Genomic DNA, 17,488 nt, shown 5'->3' with positions numbered 1-17,488 from the left:
GCGGCGCGTGGCATGGCGGCTCCGGAGGAGGAGCGGATCAGCTCACGCTGACCTTCGTGAGGCCGCCCAGGTAGCCGATGACCCTGGCGGGCCGGCCGCTCTCCTTGGCCGGGACCGTGCTCACGTACAGCTGCGTCTCCACGGTGCGCACTTCCTCACGCATGAAGCGCTCGGTCGTCAGCTTCCTGGCGTCCGACGGGATACGGGCGTCCGACGCGCACGGATCGATCTTGGCGCTCCTGGTCGTCGTCCTGATCAGCGCGTAGACGACCAGCGCGCCGCCGTCGGCGGTGCGCAGCGCGTGCACCGGGTAGTTGCTCGCGGCGAAGATCGAGTCATAGCCCAGGCACTTCTTCTTCCCGTCCCTGCGCCTCTTCGTGATCTCGTCGGCGAAGCCGGTCGTGTGCGGGCCCTTCTCGATCAGCCCGGCCGCGAACCCCCGCTCGCCCTCCTCGGCCGAGGTCGCGTGCAGCGGGGCCATGAGCCGCGGGCTGATCGCCACGCTCGTGTCCTCCTCGCCCAGCGCCGTCGCGTACCCGTCGGCGTCCTTGGCGATCTCAGGGGGCCGGGTGCCCTCATCGAGCAGCGAGGTCGAGCTGAGCCGCCAGTCCTCCCCATGCGGCCGCATGAGGGTCAGCACGGCGGTTCGGACCCCGCCGGAGGGCTCCCTGCGGTCCACGATCGCGGCGAACCAGAGGGGACCGTTCTGCCCGCGCGGGACCAGCAGCTCGGGGGTGCCCCACGTGTACGGGGGAAGTGCCTCGGCGGAACCGTTGAAGGCCGCCGCCGTGAGCGCCTCCTGCCCGTCGCGGGTCTGCGCCAGCATGATCCTGCGGTCGGCGTCCAGGTGCGGTGTCGCCGCTCCCAGCACCCCGTCGGCGCCCAGGATGCCCGCCAGCGCCTTCGCCGCCCCGGCGAGCGTGACCGGGGGCGGCGGGAGCGGCGACGGCGACGGCGATGTCGTGGGGCGGGCGGCCGACGTGTCACCGGCCGGAGGTCCCGGCGGGCTCGGCCGCGCGTTCCCGGAAACGGAACGGGGATCGGAACACGCCGCGGTCGCGGTGGTCAACGCCAGCGCGAGCGCGAGCACGCCCCATCGCCCGTGTCCGCGCACGTCCACCTCCCGATGTTCCCCGATGCGGGCCATGCTAGCCATGCTGGGGGAGAGTGCTGTACACGATCGGGTGTGAAGGTCGCGTACCCTCTACAGACGTGGCACTCATCGATCCGGCAGAACAGATCAACGAGCTTACCGGGACGCTGAACAGCATCCAGGACGTGCTCGACCTCGGCGCGATACGCAAGCAGATCGAGGAGCTGGAGGATCAGGCCGCCGCGCCGGACCTGTGGAACGACCAGGAACGGGCACAGAAGGTCACCAGCAGGCTCTCCTACCTTCAGGGCGAGGTCAACAGGGTCGAGTCGCTGGGGCGGCGGCTGGACGACCTCTCCGTCCTGTACGAGCTGGCCGCCTCCGAGGACGACGAGGACACCCTCGCCGAGGCCGACCGTGAGCTGGCGTCCCTGAAGAGCGACATCGGCGCGCTGGAGGTCCGCACCCTGCTGTCCGGCGAGTACGACGCCCGCGAGGCGGTCGTCACCATCCAGTCCCAGGCCGGTGGGGTGGACGCCGCAGACTGGGCCCAGATGCTTCAGCGGATGTATCTGCGGTGGGCCGAGCGCAAGGGCTACCCGACGGACATCTACGAGACCTCCTACGCGGAGGAGGCCGGGATCAAGTCGACGACCTTCACGGTCAAGGCGCCGTACGCGTACGGCACCCTCCGTGGCGAGCACGGCACACACCGCCTGGTCCGGATCAGCCCGTTCGACAACCAGGGCCGCCGCCAGACCTCCTTCGCGGGCGTCGACGTGGTGCCGGTCGTCGAGACGACGGACCACATCGACATCAACGAGGACGACCTGCGCGTCGACGTCTACCGCTCCTCGGGGCCCGGCGGCCAGGGCGTCAACACGACCGACTCCGCGGTCCGGCTGACCCACCTGCCCACCGGCATCGTGGTCTCCTGCCAGAACGAGCGCTCGCAGCTGCAGAACAAGGCGACCGCGATGGCGGTCCTGCAGTCCAAGCTGCTGGAGCGCAAGCGGCAGGAGGAGACGGCGGCGCTGAACGAGATCCGTGGCGAGTCGACCACGTCGTGGGGCACCCAGATCCGCAACTACGTGCTGCACCCGTACCAGATCGTCAAGGACCTGCGGACGGGCGCCGAGGCGGGCAACCCGAGCGCGGTGCTCGACGGTGACCTGGACGGCTTCATCGAGGCCGAGATCCGCTGGACCCGCCGCCAGGAGGCGGGTGTCGAGGGCTGAAGCCCGCGCCCTCGCCTCATGGGCACAGCTCACGGACGCCCGGCGTCCGTGAGGCGTGTCCCCGGGGGGCGCCGCTCAGGCCCCGCTGAGATGTCTCAGGGCCAGGGTGAGGAAGAAGAGCGCTATCAGCACCAGCGCGACGAACGCGGGGGTCATGCCGCCGAGGCCGTGGTGGTGCTGAGCGCGGTACGCGCGGCAGCGAGGGCAGCGGCCCTCGGCCACGGGGTGAGCACACCCCGCGCAGACCAGGTCTTCACAGCTCATGCCGTCCTCCCTCTTCGAGGTCAGAACCACTTTATCCGCTCGTTACCGGGCGCCGAATCGTTTTGTTTCCGTTATGGACGTTCCATGCCGGTCTTCCCCCTAGACTGGGCACCGGCCAACCGGAACGTCGATCAAGCGTAAATGACCGGCGCCCCCCGATCGGCGAGAGGTGGAAGTGGTCCTCTGCCACTCCTGCGACCGTCCTACCCCCTAGACTGGCATGCCGTGATGCGCCCGTGATCCATTTTGATAATGTCACCAAGGTCTACGCGAACCAGAACCGGCCCGCGCTGGACCACGTCAGCGTCGATGTCGACAAGGGCGAGTTCGTATTCCTCGTTGGCCCCTCGGGGTCCGGGAAGTCGACCTTTCTCCGCCTGGTCCTGAAGGAGGAGCGCCCCAACTCGGGCGCGATCCACGTGGCCGGCAAGGACCTCGCCCGACTGTCCAACTTCAAGGTCCCGCACCTGCGCCGCCGGATCGGCTGTGTCTTCCAGGACTTCCGGCTGCTCCCGAACAAGAACGTGTATGAGAATGTCGCGTTCGCTCTGGAGGTCATCGGTAAACCCCGGCGTTTCATCCGTAAGGTGGTCCCCGAGGTCGTCGAGCTCGTCGGCCTTGAGGGCAAGGCACACCGGATGCCCGACGAGTTGTCCGGTGGCGAGCAGCAGCGGGTCGCGATGGCCCGGGCGTTCGTCAACCGGCCGATGATCCTGCTGGCCGACGAGCCGACCGGAAACATCGACCCCGCGACGAGTATCGGCATCATGAAGGTGCTCGACCGGATCAACCGGACCGGCACCACTGTCGTCATGGCCACGCACGACGCGGCCATCGTCGACTCCATGCGCAAGCGGGTGGTGGAACTGGAGGACGGCAAGATCGTCCGTGACCAGTCGCGGGGCGTGTACGGCCAGGCGTACTGACACCAGGACCGGAAAGAGCGACAGGAAGAGCATGCGGGCAAACTTCATCTTCTCCGAGGTCTGGATCGGCCTCCGCCGCAACCTCACGATGACCATCGCGGTCATCGTGACCGTGGCGATCGGCATGGCGTTGCTGGGCGTCGGTCTGATGATCAACTCCCAGATCTCCAGCATGAAGGACTTCTGGGCGGACAAGGTCGAGGTCTCGGTCTTCCTGTGCAAGAAGAACGACCCCTTCCCGCAGTGCAAGGGCAGCGGCGGAGTCAACGCTCAGGAGCAGGCCGAGCTGAAGGCGACAGTCGAGGCCATGCCCCAGGTCCAGCAGGTCACCGTGGAGAACGCGGCCGAGGCCTACAAGAACTTCCGGGACCAGAACGCCAACAACACGGTGCTGCTCTCCGCCATCCAGGTCGAGGACATGCCCGAGTCGCTGCGGGTCAAGCTCAAGGACCCGGAGGCCTACGGGCCGGTGATCGAGGCGCTCAAGGGCGCGCCTGGGGTCTCCAACGTGGTCAACCAGAAGGAGCTCCTGGAGAAGTTCTTCGGGCTGCTGGAGAAGCTCCGCTGGGCGGCCCTGGTGGTGGCGATCATCCTGGTCTTCGCGGCCACGCTCCTGATCGGCAACACCGTCAGGCTCTCGGCGTACAACCGCAGGCGCGAGACCGGCATCATGCGCCTGGTGGGCGCCTCCAACCTCTACATCCAGCTCCCGTTCGTGATGGAGGGCGTCATCGCCGGCCTGATCGGCGGTGTGCTGGCCGCGATGCTGCTGATCGTCAGCAAGGTCTTCCTCTTCGACGGGGTGCAGCTCTACCTCTCTCCCAACAGTCAGCTCTCCTGGGAGACGGTCGCCTCGGTGATCAGCGTCACCATGGTCTTCGGCGTGCTCATCTGTGTGCTGGCCTCCTTCGTCACGCTCCGCCGCTACCTGCGTGTGTGACGCCCCCGCTCCTCCGTGACCGTCGCGCGGTGCGCGGGCGCCCGGCGCCCGCGCACCGCGCGCGGCCGAGGCCGCGCTCTCGGGCGCGGTTCGCGGCCCCGGTGACCGGTAGGCTCAACACATGCCACGTGAGACCGGGCGGAAGGTAATAGCCCAGAACAAGCGTGCCTGGCACGACTACCACATCGAGGACACCTACGAGGCTGGTCTTGTGCTCCAGGGCACGGAGGTCAAGTCGCTGCGGCTCGGCCGTGCCTCCCTCCTCGACGGGTACGCCGTCATCAAGGACGGCGAGGCATGGCTGATCAACGTCCACATCCCCGAATACACCATGGGCACCTGGACCAACCACGCCGCGCGCCGTACCCGCAAGCTCCTGCTGCACCGCAAGGAGATCGACAAGCTGGTCGCCAAGACCAAGGAGGGCGGCCTGACCCTGGTGCCGCTCGCCATCTACTTCAAGGACGGCAGGGCCAAGATCGAGATCGGCCTCGCCAAGGGAAAGAAGGACTGGGACAAGCGGCAGACGCTGGCCGAGAACCAGGCCAAGCGGGAGATGGCACGCGCGCTCAGGCACAGGAACAGATGACCACGAGAGGGAAGGCCGGGCGTGCCGTCTCCGCGGCGCTCGCGCTGGCGGTGACGGCTCCCATGCTGTCCGCCTGCTTCGAGGAGCCCTCGGCCCACGAGGCGGTGCGCGACTTCCTGATCGGCTGGCAGACGGGCGACTACGCCGCGGCGGCCAGGCGGACGGACGGCGACGAGAAGGTGGTCAGCCGGGCACTCCAAGACGCCAAACTCCAGCTCGACGCGGCCTCGTTCCGCTTCAACGTCAAGAGCATGCGGCGCGCCGCGGACGAGGTCGAGGCCGACTTCGACGCCGAGGTCGACCTGGGGGAGAACAACCCCCTGTGGGAGTACGAGGGCAAGCTCCCGCTCCACCTGGTCGACGGCCACTGGAAGGTGCGCTGGTCGCCCAGCGTTCTCCACCCCCAGTTGCGCGAAGGTCAGCGGTTCGCGGTGAAGGTCACCCCCGAGGGGCGCCAGCCGATCCTCGACCGCAACCGCGACCCGCTGCAGGAGAAGGCCGTCCTGCACGTGGCGAGCGTGATTCCGGCCAATCTGAAGAACGACGAGGCGGACAGGCTCTGCCAGCGGCTCTCCAAGATCACCGGCTTTCCGCATGACCGCCTGCTGAGCCGGATCCGTTCCGCCCAGCCCAACCTCCAGGTACCGCTGGTCACCTTCGGCCGTGCGAAGTTCGGGCAGCTCCGCGCCCAGCTGGAGGCGATCCCCGGCATCATCCTCACCGAGCAGGAGCAGGCGGTCGCCCCCGCCTCGCCCACCCAGATCGTCGGCACCGTCACCGCCGTCACCCCCGAGACCGAGCAGCAGCTCGGCGGCCCGCAGCGGGCCGGGGACACGGTCGGCAGGGCCGGTCTGCAGAAGGCGTACCAGGAGCACCTGACCGGCTCGACCGACACCCGCGTGATCACTGTCGATCTCAAGACGCTCAAGGTGACCGAGCTCAAGAAGTGGCGGCCCGACCGTGCCACCTCGCCGGTCCAGACCACGCTCGACCGCGCCCACCAGAAGGCCGCCGACAGCGCTCTGCTGGGCGGGTCCGGCATGCTGGTCGCGGTTCAGGCCTCGACCGGCGACATCCTGGCGGTGTCCAGCACCAACGAGTACAACCAGGAGAAGCACGCCCTCGCCGGGAGGTTCCCCGCGGGGACCGCGTTCTCCATCATGTCCGTCGAGGGCATGCTCAAGGCGCGGATCAGCCCCAGGCAGAAGCTGGCCTGCCCGGCGGACAGGACCGTCGGCGGTGCCGAGTTCCACCAGGAGGGCGCGCCCATCGGGGGGACGCCGACCCTCCAGGCCAACTTCGCCACCGGCTGTGTGACCGCGCTCGCCGCACTGGCCCGCAGGATCGACGGCTCCGAACTGGCGGCCGCCGCCGCGAAGTTCGGCATCGGGTCCCCCTGGGCCCTGCCGCTGAAGGGGTTCAGCGGTTCCATGAGGCCGCTCAAGAACGACGCGGCCACGGCGAAGGCACTCGCCGGGCAGAACGTGCTGGTCAGCCCGCTCTCCATGGCACTGGTCGCCGGGGCCGCCGCCTCGGGCACCTGGCGCCCGCCGGTCCTGGTCACCGACCCCCGGACCGCCGACGCCACGACGGAGACCGAGCCCTACAAAGCGCCCGACCCGATCAAGCTGGACGACAAGACCGTCGGCACCCTCCGCGCCTTCATGCGCAGTGGCGTGACCGCGGGCTCGGCACGCGCAGCCACGGCCCCCGGCGATCCCGTCCACGGCATCACGGCCGCCGCCTCGCAGAACCGCAAGCCGCTCGCCTGGTTCGTCGGGTGGCAGGGGGACGTGGCCGTCGCCGTGCTGATGCAGAGCCCCGACCCCACAGCGGGGGCGGCCGCCGCGGGACGGTTCTTCCAGGGGCTCCACGCCGGTCTGTGACCTCCCGGAATATTCTTTTCACCCTGAGCAACCATGGGGTGCCTCGTTTGCGTCCTTCTAAGTGACCGAGCACTGCTTGGGGGGTTGCGGGCTCGGTCGCTGTGATGAGATCAGGGCCTCATCTCGGGGGAGGCCCTGCCGTCAGGACCGGCTCGACCCTGCCGGTCGACCCCGGGGGCGCTCGCGATTCGCGGACGTCCCCGGGGTTTCGGCGTTCCCAGGCCGTTGAGCCCACACCTCGTTGAGCCCACACCTCGTTGAGCCTGCGCCCCGCTGGGCCTGCGCCCCGCTGGGCCTGCGCCCCGCTGGGCCCGCGCCCTGTCGAGTCCCCACCCCGTTGAGCCCGCACCGCCTCGTACGGTGCCTTCGCCACCTCGCCCGGCGCGTCGGGCGGGAATTCGATTGGCGTTACCTCTGTTGTAACGGGTATCTTCGGATAGCTCGCCCCCTTGGGGACGGGTTGAAAATTCAACAGGGGGTGACTGGTTTCGACTTTGGCTTTGCAAGCCAGGTGAAGCGGGTCGAGGACTGCGGACATAACCTCGTTAACACTGTGACCGCGACCAACAAGTGCCAATAAGACGCACTCCGAAGTCAGCCAGGGCAACCTGGCACTCGCCGCCTAAGCAGCGAGTGACTTCTGCCGGCCCGGGAGCGCCTCCGGCCCGGATCCGGCATCGCTAGGAGGCTCAACCGATCGACCCGGCCACGGGGAAGATCGGGAAATCTTACAGTGGCTGAGCCCGTCGGCGACTTGCCTGCGTGATTGCCGGGGCTGAGAAAAGCACAGCAGGCTCCACCCGGAGAAGCCCTGTCTTGAAGTTGAAGGACGCGGGTTCGATTCCCGCCACCTCCACCCCCGTCCCGCACGCCTGGCGTGCGGGACAGATCGCCGAAGGGCGGTCAGGTCGGCTCCACCGCCGTCCTGACCGCCCTTCGTTCGTGTGCGTGGATCCCCGGTGTGTCGTGCGGGTCATCCGCTGCCGCGGCCGGTCGCAGGAGGCTCGCCGGACCTCTCCGCCCGGAGCGGCCGCCCTTCGGCGTGTGGCCGCGCTCCTCGTACACCTAGATGGTGAGCGAGCTTTCGATGCGCCGGAGGTGGTGCCTGGCCAGGGCCAGATTGGCACGGTCCCGGTCGAGCACCAGGTAGAGGAAGGTGTGGCCGCCGCTGTCGGCCAGGAGCCTGATGATGTGATACTGCCTGGCCAGCGTTATGAGGATGTCCTCCACCGAGTCGTTGACGTTCAGCGCAGCCATGGTCCGGACCTTGGCGCGGACGACCTCGGTGTTGCCCGCCGCCGCCACCTCCAGGTCCAGGTCGCGACTTCCTCCGATCGTGCCGAGGCACATGCCGCTTTCGTAGTCGACCAGTGCCGCACCGACCGAACCGTCGATCGTCATGGCTTCCTTGAGGGCGGTTTCGATGTTCATGAGCTTCTTTCCCCCCGGGGGACCGGTACGGGCCTTGACGCCTCGTAGTACGGAGGTATCGCATATACAGGCGAGGTCATTTGTGACTGTAGATACGTAAAGTACACTTACCTACTACTGTTAGTGAAATGCAGTAGGGTGTAGTGCCGGATGCCCGGTTCATTCGGGGAGATACCTGGAGCTCCATCCCACGGCCGAGGGCATGACCTGTCCCGTCCGCGGAGTGGGAGGTCCGCCGTGCCCGGACGCCTCCCGGCTCGCCAGGGGCGTGTGCGGCGGCATCTTTTCCCGGCTGGGCGCGCCCGCCAGGGGTAGATGGAGGAAACACAGTGGTGAAGGCCGACCCGCATTCCGTACGTGAACGGCTCGGCCGCCGCGAGCGGAACCAGAGGTGACTTCGTGCCGTCATCGGCCGTGACTCAGCCGAATCCGCCCCGCGGGGCGGTGGACCGTTCCCTGCCACGGCGCGGGATGGCGGCGTGACCACCGGGGAGCCGGAGGTCCTGGGGGAGATCGGGACGTTTCTGCTCCGGTTCTCCCGGGAGGAATTCTCCGGCGTGCTCCGCGTTGAGGGCGGCCCCGGAGGGACCCTGTGGATCAGGAACGGCCTGGTGGTGGCCGCCGCGACACCGGCCGCACCCGGCCCGGAGTCGCTGCTGCTGAGGTCGGGCCGGGTGTCGGAGAAGGAGTGGACCGACGCGTACGCGGCCGGTGCCCCCTCCGACCGGCTGGCCGCGGAACTCGCCGGGCGCGGCGTCGTCGGCGAGGCGGGCCTGGAGGCGGTGTGCATGGCCGCGCTCTTCGACGCGGTGTTCGCGATGACCCTCTACGGCGTCGAGTCGTGCGTCGCCGAACCGGCCGGGCCCGGCGGCCCCCTGCCGCTGCTGCCCATCCTGCCGGGCGTCGGGCCCGAGCGGCTCGCGCGGGAGACAGCCCGCCGGATGGAGCACGTGGCGGCCTGGCGCCGGCTCGACCTGTCCATGCGGGTCAGGCCCGTGCCCCCGGCCGTCCCCGTTCCCACGATGCTCGGTTCCGACCGCACCCGCCGTGCCGTCCTGGAACGGGCGAACGGCCGCAGGACACCGCGCGACATCGCCTTCGTGCTGGGCAAGGGCCTGTTCGCGGTGATGAGCGAGATCGCCAGGATGGTCGAGGAAGGAGCGCTCGACCTCGACGGCTCCGGGGCCGCGCCGAGCGGAGCCGCGCTCGTCCCCGAGCCCGGCGGAAAGGACGAGGACCCGGCTGCCCGGCTGCCCCGCCGCCGCCCGGGTACCAGCAGGATCAACGAAGTGCTGGCCCCCGTAGGGGGAGGCCCGGCCCCGCCCCGGCCTCTTCTCGCCCTCAGGTCCCTGCCCCCGCAGGAGACGGGCGACCCCGGCCCCGAGGGGGGATGAGATCATGGACCCGCTCGGCGGCAGGGTGGCGGCAGGCCGTGAACGGCCGCCGCACAGGCTGCGCCTGCTCAGATTTCCGAGAACATCGAGTGGCACCGCGCCGCTTTCGCACCCCATGGCTGAGTCCCGGGGTTTTCACGCTGGAGGTATTTGATGAGCAAGCAGGCGGTGCTCGCCGAGCTGAAGATCCTGCGTGAGCAGGTGACCGGCGTGCTGGAGACGGCCGTCGCGTCGGTGGACGGACTGCTCGTCGCGGCCGACAGCGAGGGCTCGCGGCCCGAGGTGCTGGCCGCACTGGCCGCCGCCACGCTGGGGCTGGGTAAACGCACGGGCTACGAGGTGGGCATGGGGGAGCTTCGTGAGGTGGTGACCCGCTGCCGCGGCGGATACATCGTCGTCTACGCCGTCCGCCAGGAGGCGCTGCTCGTCGTGCTCGCCGACGAGGGGCTGGACGTCTCCCGGTTGCACGTGGAGTCCCGGCCCACGGTGGAGCGGCTGGGCAAGCTGCTCACCGGAGCCTGACCGGGGGCCGGCGGGTTACCGGTGTTCGAGGGACCACCGGTCAGGGGCGGTGTGCGGCGCGGGGTGGGCGAAACAGGGGGAGACAGGGGGAGACAGGGCGGGCCCCGGCCGTCGGCGCGAGGCGGGTTCGCCGGTGGTGATCCGGCTGCGTTCAGGACACGTCGACCCAGTTGAGGGTGCGTTCGACCGCTTTCTTCCAGCCGGCGTAGCCGGCGGCCCGCTGTTCCTCGGACCACTGCGGCTCCCAGCGGCGGCCCTCCTGCCAGTTCTGTTTGAGCTCGTCCTTCGACTTCCAGAAGCCGACGGCCAGCCCCGCCGCGTAGGCGGCCCCCAGCGCGGTCGTCTCGGCCACCACGGGTCTGGAGACGGGTACGCCGAGCAGGTCGGCCTGGATCTGCATGCACAGGTTGTTGGCGGTGACGCCGCCGTCGACCCGCAGGACGTCGAGGGTGACGCCGGAGTCCTGCCGCATCGCCTCGACCACGTCGCGGCTCTGGTAGCAGATCGCCTCCAGGGTGGCCCGCGCGAGGTGGGCGTTGTTGTTGAAGCGCGACAGGCCGACGATGGCGCCCCGGGCGTCCGACCGCCAGTACGGCGCGAAGAGGCCGGAGAAGGCGGGCACGAAGTAGACGCCGCCGTTGTCCTCGACCTGCCGGGCGAGTGACTCGCTCTGCGCCGCCCCCGAGATGATGCCGAGCTGGTCGCGGAGCCACTGCACGGCGGAACCGGTCACGGCTATGGAACCCTCCAGCGCGTACACCGGCGGCTCCTCGCCGAAGCGGTAGCAGACGGTGGTGAGCAGGCCGTGCTTGGAGCGGACCAACTCGGTGCCGGTGTTGAGCAGCAGGAAGTTGCCGGTGCCGTAGGTGTTCTTGGCCTCGCCCACCTCGAAGCAGACCTGTCCGACTGTGGCGGCCTGCTGGTCGCCGAGGTCACCGGAGAGCGGGACCTCGCCACGTAGCGGGCCGCCTCTCCTGGTGGTGCCGTAGAGGCCGGGATGGGAGGAGGGGGCGATGGCAGGCAGCATTCGGCGGGGGATACCGAAGAACGACAGCAGTTCGTCGTCCCAGTCGAGGGTCTCCAGGTTCATCAGCATCGTGCGGCTGGCGTTGGTGGGGTCGGTGACGTGCACGCCGCCGTCGGTACCGCCGGTGAGATTCCACAGCAGCCAGGTGTCGGTGTTGCCGAAGATCGCCTCTCCGGCCTCGGCCGCCTCGCGTACCCCGTCGACGTTCTCCAGGATCCACTGGATCTTGCCGCCGGAGAAGTACGTCGCCGGGGGGAGGCCCGCCCGGTGGCGGATGACGTCGCCCCTGCCGTCGCGGTCCAGGGCCGAGGCGATCCGGTCGGTGCGGGTGTCCTGCCAGACGATCGCGTTGTGGTACGGGCGTCCGGTGGTCCGGTTCCAGACCACCGTGGTCTCGCGCTGGTTGGTGATGCCGAGCGCGGCGAGGTCGGCGGCGACCAGGCCCGCCCTGTTCAGCGCCGTCTCGATCACCGCCCTGGTGCGCTCCCAGATCTCCGTGGGATTGTGCTCGACCCACCCCGCCCGCGGCAGGATCTGCTCGTGTTCGAGCTGGTGCCGGGCTATCTCGTTGCCGCCGTGATCGAAGATCATGAAACGGGTGCTCGTCGTGCCCTGGTCGACCGCTCCGACGAAGTCAGGCATTGCGTGGTGCCTCCTTGGTGAGACTCTCCGGGGATCTGCTGCTGTTCTTACCCGCGGTTGTCGCGCGTCCGTTCAGGGGTGGCGCGGGTCTTCGGGCGTTACCCGCCCCACCTCGGGGCCGGTCTCCTCGGAAGGAAGGAATCCGGCCACCAGGATCTCGTAGAGGAACGCCCCGATCAGCCCCCCGATGAGGGGCGCCACGATCGGCACCCAGAAGTAGAGCTGCCCGTACTGGTCCTGCCAGGCCGTCTCGTACCCGGTCAGGAACGAGGCGAGCCGCGGCCCGAAGTCGCGGGCGGGGTTGATGGCGTAGCCCGCGTTGCTACCCCAGGCCATGCCGATGGCCACGACCAGCAGGCCGATCATGAAGGGGGCGAGGTTGGCCATGGGCGCCGTGTTGCGCGCGTCGGAGAGGGCGAGGATGAGCAGGAGCAGGATGGCGGTGCCGATCACCTGGTCGCGGAAGGCGCCCCAGGTGCCGACGGGCAGTGACCCGTTGCCCGGCAGGGTCGAGAAGACGCTCTGGGTCTTGATCGTGAGCCCGGGGTCGGCCTTCTCCAGCACCTCGCCGTAGTTGAAGCGGACGATGAGCGCCGCCACAAACGCGCCTGCGGTCTGTGCCAGGCAGTACGGCAGGACCTTGCGCCAGGAGAAGCCCTTGAAGGCGGCCAGCGCGACGGTGACGGCGGGGTTGAGGTGGGCACCACTGGTGCGCGCCGCGACATAGACGCCCAGCATCACCCCGAGCCCCCACGCCCAGGCGATGCTGTCGTGGTCGCCGATCCCGGCCGCCACGACCTGGGCCACCACCGCCACCCCGAACAGGATCAAAATCATGGTGCCGGTGAACTCGGCCGCCATCTCCCCGAGAAGCCCACGGCTTTTCAGGCGCTCCGCCATCTCTCCTCCTCACGATGCCGTTCTGAGCCGCTCGGATGCCCGGACGGTAGGCGCGGAATGGAGGGGGGGTCAACGGTAACATGACTGAATTGTTGAATAATGGTCAACAAAATAAGTCATCGGTAAGGCCATCAAAGTACGAGATGACGCCTGGCGTCCGCGATATCTCCGCCGGGGGAGAATCCCGCTCCAGGCCGGGTTTCACGCGGGAGACGCCCTCCTGGGCGGAGCCGGTGCGACGCGGAGAGGGCAGGGTCCGCGCGACGTCGCCGAGAGTGGCTCCGGCGGGAACCTTTGCCAGTGACGGAGGTCAACCCGCAGGTCAGAGGGGGATGAGAAGCGTATCGTCAGCGCGCTTGGAGGATTCGATGGGCCGTCTCAGAATAGGCAGGGCCGGTGTGGTGGTCGTCGCGGCAGGAGTCGTGCTGGCCGGGTGCGGATCGGGACAGGACGGGGCCGACGAGCAGAAGGCGAAGCTGGCCGCCGCGGCCAAGGCGTCGGCCGCCGCGGCGGCCTCGCAGGCCAACCTCCTCAAGACCAGGGCGGCGGCTGCCGCCAAGGTCAAGGCCAACGAGCTCGGGCAGATCCCCGTTCTCATGTACCACCGGGTGGTCGACAAGCCCACGACCCAGGACGACCGCACTCCCAAACAGTTCCGCACCGAGCTGGAGCGGCTGGCCAGGGAGAACTACGTGCCCGTCACCGCGGCCGAGTTCGTCACCGGGCGCATCGACATCCCGGCGGGAAAGCACCCCGTCGTCCTCACCTTCGACGACTCCTCACCCTCACAGTTCGAGCTGGACGGGACGGGCCTCCCCCGGCCGAACACCGCGGTCGCGATCCTGCAGAGCGTCGCCAAGGCCCACCCCGGCTTCCGCCCGGTCGGCACGTTCTATGTCACGCGCGACATGTTCGGCAAGGAGACGCCCGAGGAGGGGGCACAGATGCTCCTCTGGCTCACCGACAAGGGCTTCGACATCGGCAACCACACCCGCGACCACCTCAACCTGCGCGGTAAGGAGAAGAAGGCGGTGAACGAGGAGGTGGCGGCGGGCCACCGGCTCATCACCGGGCTGATCAAGACGCCCCCGGTCACGCTGGCGCTGCCGTACGGCAACCAGCCCGACACCAAGGAGTGGGGTCTCAAGGGCTCCTCGGGTGACGTCTCCTACAACTACGGCGGCGTGTTCCTCGCCGGTTACACCCCCGCGCTGTCGCCGTTCAACAAGAAGTTCGACCCGCTCGGCATCCCGCGCATCCGCTCGATGGACAAGACGGGCGACTGCGCCAAGTTCTGCTCCGTGGCCTGGCTCGACTGGTTGAAGGCGAACGCCGACGAGCGCTACACCTCTGACGGCGACGCGAAGACGATCGCCTTCCCCAAGTTCAAGGCGCCCTTCGTGGCCAAGTCCTTCAGCGATCGCGTTCTGCCCTACTGACGGTGATGACGTGGGTGAGTGCCTCCCGGTGGGGTCTGACCCGACTACCGGCTGACCTCGGGTCCTCAAATGATCTTAAATCGGCCGCCTGACATCCAGCCGCCTGACATCCATAGGAGCATCCTGGTCCCGCCCCGGCTCAGCCCCCGTGGAGCTCCTCAAGGGGAACGGAGAGGGTGGTCCTTGAGCCGTCGGGGCGTATGATCTCGACCTTCGCGTCCTCGCCGGGCTTGAGGCCCGACAGGACCGTCGACAGGTCCTGGGTCGACGGGGTGGGCGTACCGTCGATCGAGACGATCAGGTCCCCGGCCTTGAGACCCGCTCGCTGCGCGCCGCTGTTCTTCAGCACCCGTACGACGCTGACGCCCGCCGGCTGCCCGCTCATGTCGATCACGGTTCGTACGACGACGCCGAGCGCGGCCCGGTGGGTGCTGGTGACCTTGCCGTCCCTGATGATCTGCGTGGCGATGTCCTTGACGGTGTTGGAGGGGATCGCGAAGCCGATGCCCGCGGCCTGGGCGTTGTCGAGTTCGGGGTTGACGGCGGTCAGGGTCGGCACGCCGATGACCTCGCCCGCGATGTCGACCAGGGCGCCGCCGCTGTTGCCCGGGTTGATCGGCGCGGAGGTCTGGATGGCCCCGCTGATCGTCGCCCCGGGCGAGTTGTCGTTCGAGGGCTCGGTGACGGTGCGGCCGAGCGCGGAGATGATCCCGTTGGTGACACTGCCGGACAGGCCCAGCGGGTTTCCCATGGCCATCACGATCTGGCCGACCCGCAGCTTGGTGGAGTCGCCGAAGACGGCGGGCTGCAGCCCGGTCGGGTCGTCCACCTTGATCACGGCCAGGTCGCCCAGCTTGAACGAGCTGATCAGTCTGGCCGTCCGGGGGGTGCCTCCCGTGGCGAGCGTGACCTCGACTCGCCTGCTGCTCCCGACCACGTGGGCGTTGGTGACGATGTGCCCGGCGGTGTCGAACACGACTCCCGAGCCGAGGCTCTCACTCGTGGTGATCTGCACGATGGACGGCAGTGCCTTGGTGATGATCTGCTCGTAGGCGGTCTCCAGGGAACCGAGTCCGTTTCCGGGAGCGGGTGTGGTCCCGGGCGAGCCTCCCGGAGAGGCGCCGACAGAGGCACCGACGGAGGTGCTCACCGAGGCGCTGGGGGAGCCGGCCGTCCCGGGTGGTTGCAGACTCATGCCCTGGCCGCAGCCCGCGAGCGTCATGACGGCGGTCGCAAGCAGCGCGACGCCTGTCTTTGATCGTCCCATGCATGGGTATCTTCCCAGCTCAGGCAGGAAGATACGTCTCACGAAGGTCGCCGCGGCCGAGCTTGCCCGTGGGGGTGCGCGGCAGCCGGTCGTGATATTCGATCACTCGGGGGTGCTTGAGACGTGCCGGCCGGGTCGCGCAGTGGGCCAGTGGTTCGCCGGTGAGGTCCGCGCCGGGCACGGCCTCTCCGCCGAGGGCCGGATCAGTGCACGGCTTCTCCGCCGAGGGCCGGATCAGTGCACGGCTTCTCCGCCGAGGGCCGGATCAGTGCGACGATGCGCCGGCCCCACTTGGGGTCGGTCGTCGCGATCTCGTAGAAGCCCCTCATGAGCGCGGCCATACAGAACCACATTTTGTTCGTGGCAGGGGAAACACTGTTACCTGGGCTGATGTACATCCCGTGGCCGAAGCGTAATAAACGACGATGCGTCGAATCTTTTCCAGGTGACATACCCTGACGTGTATGGCGGACGTCGGCGGTAACTCCTCCGGGCGCTCTAACGAGAGATACATCCCCTCATATGACGCGCCCACGGCTCCCATCCCCGCCATCCCCGCTGAAGACGGTTCGGTCATCAGCCCTCGGGTGCCCAGAAGATTCCCCATCGGTGACGGTGAGGAGACCGCTTTGGTCTCCAGACCAAAGCGGCCTGGATCGTTCCCCCACTCGCCGCCGCCCGATCCCGGCCGTTCCGGGCAGAGTTCCGGCGGCCGGGCGGACGAGCCGGAGGCGGACGCCGACCAGGTGCGCGAGTCTGGTGGGCTCGGGACGATCCCGGTCAGGCGGATAGGCGGCTCCGCCGGCCCCTGGCGTCCCGACAGGCCCGGTGCGCCTGGTCAGACGGATGCGTCCGGTCGGATGGGTGCGCCCGGTCGGACGGATGCGGGGGGCAGGGCGGACGGGGGCGTCGCGACGGGGTGGCCCGGCGCGTCGCAGCGGCCCGGCGTGTTCGGCGAGCCGGGCACGCAGAGTCAATCAGGTGTGCGGGCCCGGCCCGGTGTGCCGAGCGGAGCGGGACGGAAGTCCGGTGGCCTGCTGATGCGGATCGGCGACATCCCGATCCGGGTCGCCTACAGCCTGGGCGCCGCCGTCGTCACCGGCGTCATCGTGGTCCTGATCTTCATACTCTTCTCCGGCGACGAGCCCTCGGACCCGGCGGGGGGCGGTCGGAGCGTGGCGCCCACGGCGCAGCCCTCGCCGACCGTGTCTCCGATCACGCTGCCCGCACTGCCGGGCGCGACGGCGCTGAAGGCGCTGCCGGGCACACCGAGCGTGGTGCTGGGCGCGGTGACCGATGCCAAATCCGCGGTGACCTATGCCAGCCTGGGCAAGCCGTGGGCGGCCAAGGCCGTGCCGTCGTTCTCCGTCGGCCAGCAGGTCGGCTCGGCCGGGCTGCCGCGCACGGTCATCGCCTCGGGGCCGCTGCCCGGTGCCCCCCCGGCCAAGCCGCTCAAGAGCGACGCCGACTACCGCAAGGCGGCGTTGAGCGCGGTGAAGTGGACGATCCGCAACCACCACCCCGAGGGGGGAAGGGTCACCTGGACCGCCTCGCAGCGCCTGGCCACCGGCAAGGGGTGGGTGCTGGCCTACCGGGTGAACTACCAGGTCAAGGGTAAGGAGCGTTCCTCCCGGGCGGCGCTCGCGGTGATCGACATCGGCCGACGCAAGCCCTCGGTGCTCTTCGTGACCGTGCCCGACACGCGCAAGCGGCTCTGGGCCGACATCGCACCCCTGATGGCGAGCGTCCGAGCTCTCTGACGCGCCGCCCTTCTTCAAAGGACCGATGGGGGACCGCCGATCCCCGGCCGGAGACCGGTGGCGTGCGGCCATCCCGTTCCGTGGGAGCCGGGCCCTCCGTGGTCGCCGGTGGGCCGCGACGGCAGGGGGCGGCGTACCCGGTGGTAAGGGTTCACGCGTTGTGATGGAAG

Annotated in this window: 17 protein-coding genes and 1 other RNA gene; 10 read left to right on the top strand and 8 right to left on the bottom strand. The window is 69.1% G+C overall.

Features of this window, described 5'->3' with window-relative positions:
• Window positions 1-37 precede the first annotated feature (37 nt).
• Window positions 38-1,147 carry a hypothetical protein gene (locus OIE13_RS24330; RefSeq protein ID WP_326636218.1) on the bottom strand — a complete coding sequence of 370 codons (1,110 nt, stop codon included), beginning with the start codon at window positions 1,145-1,147 and terminating at the stop codon, window positions 38-40.
• Window positions 1,148-1,212: 65 nt separating this feature from the next.
• Here OIE13_RS24330 and prfB point away from each other — a divergent pair, with 65 nt between their 5' ends.
• Window positions 1,213-2,331, top strand: a complete 1,119-nt coding sequence (gene prfB, locus OIE13_RS24325) for a peptide chain release factor 2 (RefSeq protein WP_326636220.1) — start codon at window positions 1,213-1,215, stop codon at window positions 2,329-2,331.
• 75 nt (window positions 2,332-2,406) lie between these two features.
• Here the strand turns inward: prfB and OIE13_RS24320 are convergent, their stop codons facing one another.
• Window positions 2,407-2,595 (bottom strand): hypothetical protein, encoded by a 189-nt coding sequence (locus OIE13_RS24320; protein WP_326636222.1) that lies wholly within the window; start codon window positions 2,593-2,595, stop codon window positions 2,407-2,409.
• Between the two features lie 236 nt (window positions 2,596-2,831).
• Between OIE13_RS24320 and ftsE the strand changes: the two genes are divergently transcribed.
• The 5 genes from ftsE (at window position 2,832) to ssrA (ending at window position 7,795) form a co-directional block, all read left to right on the top strand.
• Window positions 2,832-3,521, top strand: coding sequence for a cell division ATP-binding protein FtsE (gene ftsE / locus OIE13_RS24315; protein ID WP_184939289.1), 690 nt, complete (start codon window positions 2,832-2,834; stop codon window positions 3,519-3,521).
• Window positions 3,522-3,552: 31 nt separating this feature from the next.
• On the top strand, window positions 3,553-4,461 hold the full coding sequence (gene ftsX, locus OIE13_RS24310) for a permease-like cell division protein FtsX (protein ID WP_326636228.1): 909 nt from the start codon (window positions 3,553-3,555) through the stop codon (window positions 4,459-4,461).
• 121 nt (window positions 4,462-4,582) lie between these two features.
• On the top strand, window positions 4,583-5,050 hold the full coding sequence (gene smpB, locus OIE13_RS24305) for an SsrA-binding protein SmpB (RefSeq protein ID WP_326636230.1): 468 nt from the start codon (window positions 4,583-4,585) through the stop codon (window positions 5,048-5,050).
• Window positions 5,047-6,936 (top strand): penicillin-binding transpeptidase domain-containing protein, encoded by a 1,890-nt coding sequence (locus OIE13_RS24300; RefSeq protein WP_326636233.1) that lies wholly within the window; start codon window positions 5,047-5,049, stop codon window positions 6,934-6,936. Before smpB ends, OIE13_RS24300 begins: the two co-directional genes overlap by 4 nt.
• A gap of 474 nt (window positions 6,937-7,410) precedes the next feature.
• Window positions 7,411-7,795: a transfer-messenger RNA gene (gene ssrA / locus OIE13_RS24295) on the top strand.
• Between the two features lie 206 nt (window positions 7,796-8,001).
• Here the strand turns inward: ssrA and OIE13_RS24290 are convergent.
• Window positions 8,002-8,367 (bottom strand): hypothetical protein, encoded by a 366-nt coding sequence (locus OIE13_RS24290; RefSeq protein WP_326636236.1) that lies wholly within the window; start codon window positions 8,365-8,367, stop codon window positions 8,002-8,004.
• A gap of 479 nt (window positions 8,368-8,846) precedes the next feature.
• Between OIE13_RS24290 and OIE13_RS24285 the strand changes: the two genes are divergently transcribed.
• Together OIE13_RS24285 and OIE13_RS24280 are read left to right on the top strand one after the other, a co-directional pair.
• A complete protein-coding gene (locus tag OIE13_RS24285; RefSeq protein ID WP_326828802.1) occupies window positions 8,847-9,761 on the top strand; it encodes a hypothetical protein in 915 nt (304 codons plus the stop codon).
• A gap of 153 nt (window positions 9,762-9,914) precedes the next feature.
• Window positions 9,915-10,283 (top strand): roadblock/LC7 domain-containing protein, encoded by a 369-nt coding sequence (locus OIE13_RS24280; RefSeq protein WP_326636240.1) that lies wholly within the window; start codon window positions 9,915-9,917, stop codon window positions 10,281-10,283.
• Window positions 10,284-10,434: 151 nt separating this feature from the next.
• On the opposite strand, the gene glpK is transcribed toward OIE13_RS24280, so the two are convergent.
• Window positions 10,435-11,952: a glycerol kinase GlpK gene (gene glpK, locus OIE13_RS24275; protein ID WP_326636242.1), complete on the bottom strand. Its 1,518-nt coding sequence runs from the start codon at window positions 11,950-11,952 to the stop codon at window positions 10,435-10,437.
• A gap of 72 nt (window positions 11,953-12,024) precedes the next feature.
• Window positions 12,025-12,852 (bottom strand): MIP/aquaporin family protein, encoded by an 828-nt coding sequence (locus OIE13_RS24270; protein WP_326636244.1) that lies wholly within the window; start codon window positions 12,850-12,852, stop codon window positions 12,025-12,027.
• 368 nt (window positions 12,853-13,220) lie between these two features.
• Here OIE13_RS24270 and OIE13_RS24265 point away from each other — a divergent pair, with 368 nt between their 5' ends.
• Window positions 13,221-14,291, top strand: a complete 1,071-nt coding sequence (locus OIE13_RS24265; protein WP_326636245.1) for a polysaccharide deacetylase family protein — start codon at window positions 13,221-13,223, stop codon at window positions 14,289-14,291.
• 139 nt (window positions 14,292-14,430) lie between these two features.
• Here the strand turns inward: OIE13_RS24265 and OIE13_RS24260 are convergent, their stop codons facing one another.
• From OIE13_RS24260 to OIE13_RS24250, 3 genes are read right to left on the bottom strand one after another with little or no spacing between them, the layout of a single operon-like run.
• Complete coding sequence (locus tag OIE13_RS24260) at window positions 14,431-15,558, bottom strand: S1C family serine protease (RefSeq protein ID WP_326828801.1); 1,128 nt, start codon at window positions 15,556-15,558, stop codon at window positions 14,431-14,433.
• A 19-nt stretch (window positions 15,559-15,577) separates the two neighbouring features.
• A complete protein-coding gene (locus OIE13_RS24255; protein ID WP_326636248.1) occupies window positions 15,578-15,739 on the bottom strand; it encodes a hypothetical protein in 162 nt (53 codons plus the stop codon).
• Between the two features lie 22 nt (window positions 15,740-15,761).
• On the bottom strand, window positions 15,762-15,899 hold the full coding sequence (locus OIE13_RS24250; RefSeq protein ID WP_326636250.1) for a hypothetical protein: 138 nt from the start codon (window positions 15,897-15,899) through the stop codon (window positions 15,762-15,764).
• Between the two features lie 288 nt (window positions 15,900-16,187).
• Between OIE13_RS24250 and OIE13_RS24245 the strand changes: the two genes are divergently transcribed.
• Window positions 16,188-17,318 (top strand): hypothetical protein, encoded by a 1,131-nt coding sequence (locus OIE13_RS24245; RefSeq protein ID WP_326636252.1) that lies wholly within the window; start codon window positions 16,188-16,190, stop codon window positions 17,316-17,318.
• Window positions 17,319-17,488 lie beyond the last annotated feature (170 nt).

This window comes from Streptosporangium sp. NBC_01810, assembly GCF_035917355.1.
Lineage (GTDB): Bacteria > Actinomycetota > Actinomycetes > Streptosporangiales > Streptosporangiaceae > Streptosporangium.
The sequence above is the reverse complement of the archived record's forward strand: the minus strand, read 5'-3'. Positions and strand labels throughout refer to the sequence as shown.

Excerpts from the sequence above, each read along its gene's own strand:
- OIE13_RS24300 (WP_326636233.1), top strand. The coding sequence starts at position 5,047 with ATGACCACGAGAGGGAAGGCCGGGCGTGCCGTCTCCGCGGCGCTCGCG.
- OIE13_RS24260 (WP_326828801.1), bottom strand. The coding sequence starts at position 15,558 with ATGGGACGATCAAAGACAGGCGTCGCGCTGCTTGCGACCGCCGTCATG.
- OIE13_RS24320 (WP_326636222.1), bottom strand. The coding sequence starts at position 2,595 with ATGAGCTGTGAAGACCTGGTCTGCGCGGGGTGTGCTCACCCCGTGGCC.
- ftsX (WP_326636228.1), top strand. The coding sequence starts at position 3,553 with ATGCGGGCAAACTTCATCTTCTCCGAGGTCTGGATCGGCCTCCGCCGC.
- smpB (WP_326636230.1), top strand. The coding sequence starts at position 4,583 with ATGCCACGTGAGACCGGGCGGAAGGTAATAGCCCAGAACAAGCGTGCC.
- OIE13_RS24330 (WP_326636218.1), bottom strand. The coding sequence starts at position 1,147 with ATGGCCCGCATCGGGGAACATCGGGAGGTGGACGTGCGCGGACACGGG.
- OIE13_RS24250 (WP_326636250.1), bottom strand. The coding sequence starts at position 15,899 with ATGGCCGCGCTCATGAGGGGCTTCTACGAGATCGCGACGACCGACCCC.
- glpK (WP_326636242.1), bottom strand. The coding sequence starts at position 11,952 with ATGCCTGACTTCGTCGGAGCGGTCGACCAGGGCACGACGAGCACCCGT.
- OIE13_RS24270 (WP_326636244.1), bottom strand. The coding sequence starts at position 12,852 with ATGGCGGAGCGCCTGAAAAGCCGTGGGCTTCTCGGGGAGATGGCGGCC.
- OIE13_RS24265 (WP_326636245.1), top strand. The coding sequence starts at position 13,221 with ATGGGCCGTCTCAGAATAGGCAGGGCCGGTGTGGTGGTCGTCGCGGCA.
- OIE13_RS24290 (WP_326636236.1), bottom strand. The coding sequence starts at position 8,367 with ATGAACATCGAAACCGCCCTCAAGGAAGCCATGACGATCGACGGTTCG.
- OIE13_RS24280 (WP_326636240.1), top strand. The coding sequence starts at position 9,915 with ATGAGCAAGCAGGCGGTGCTCGCCGAGCTGAAGATCCTGCGTGAGCAG.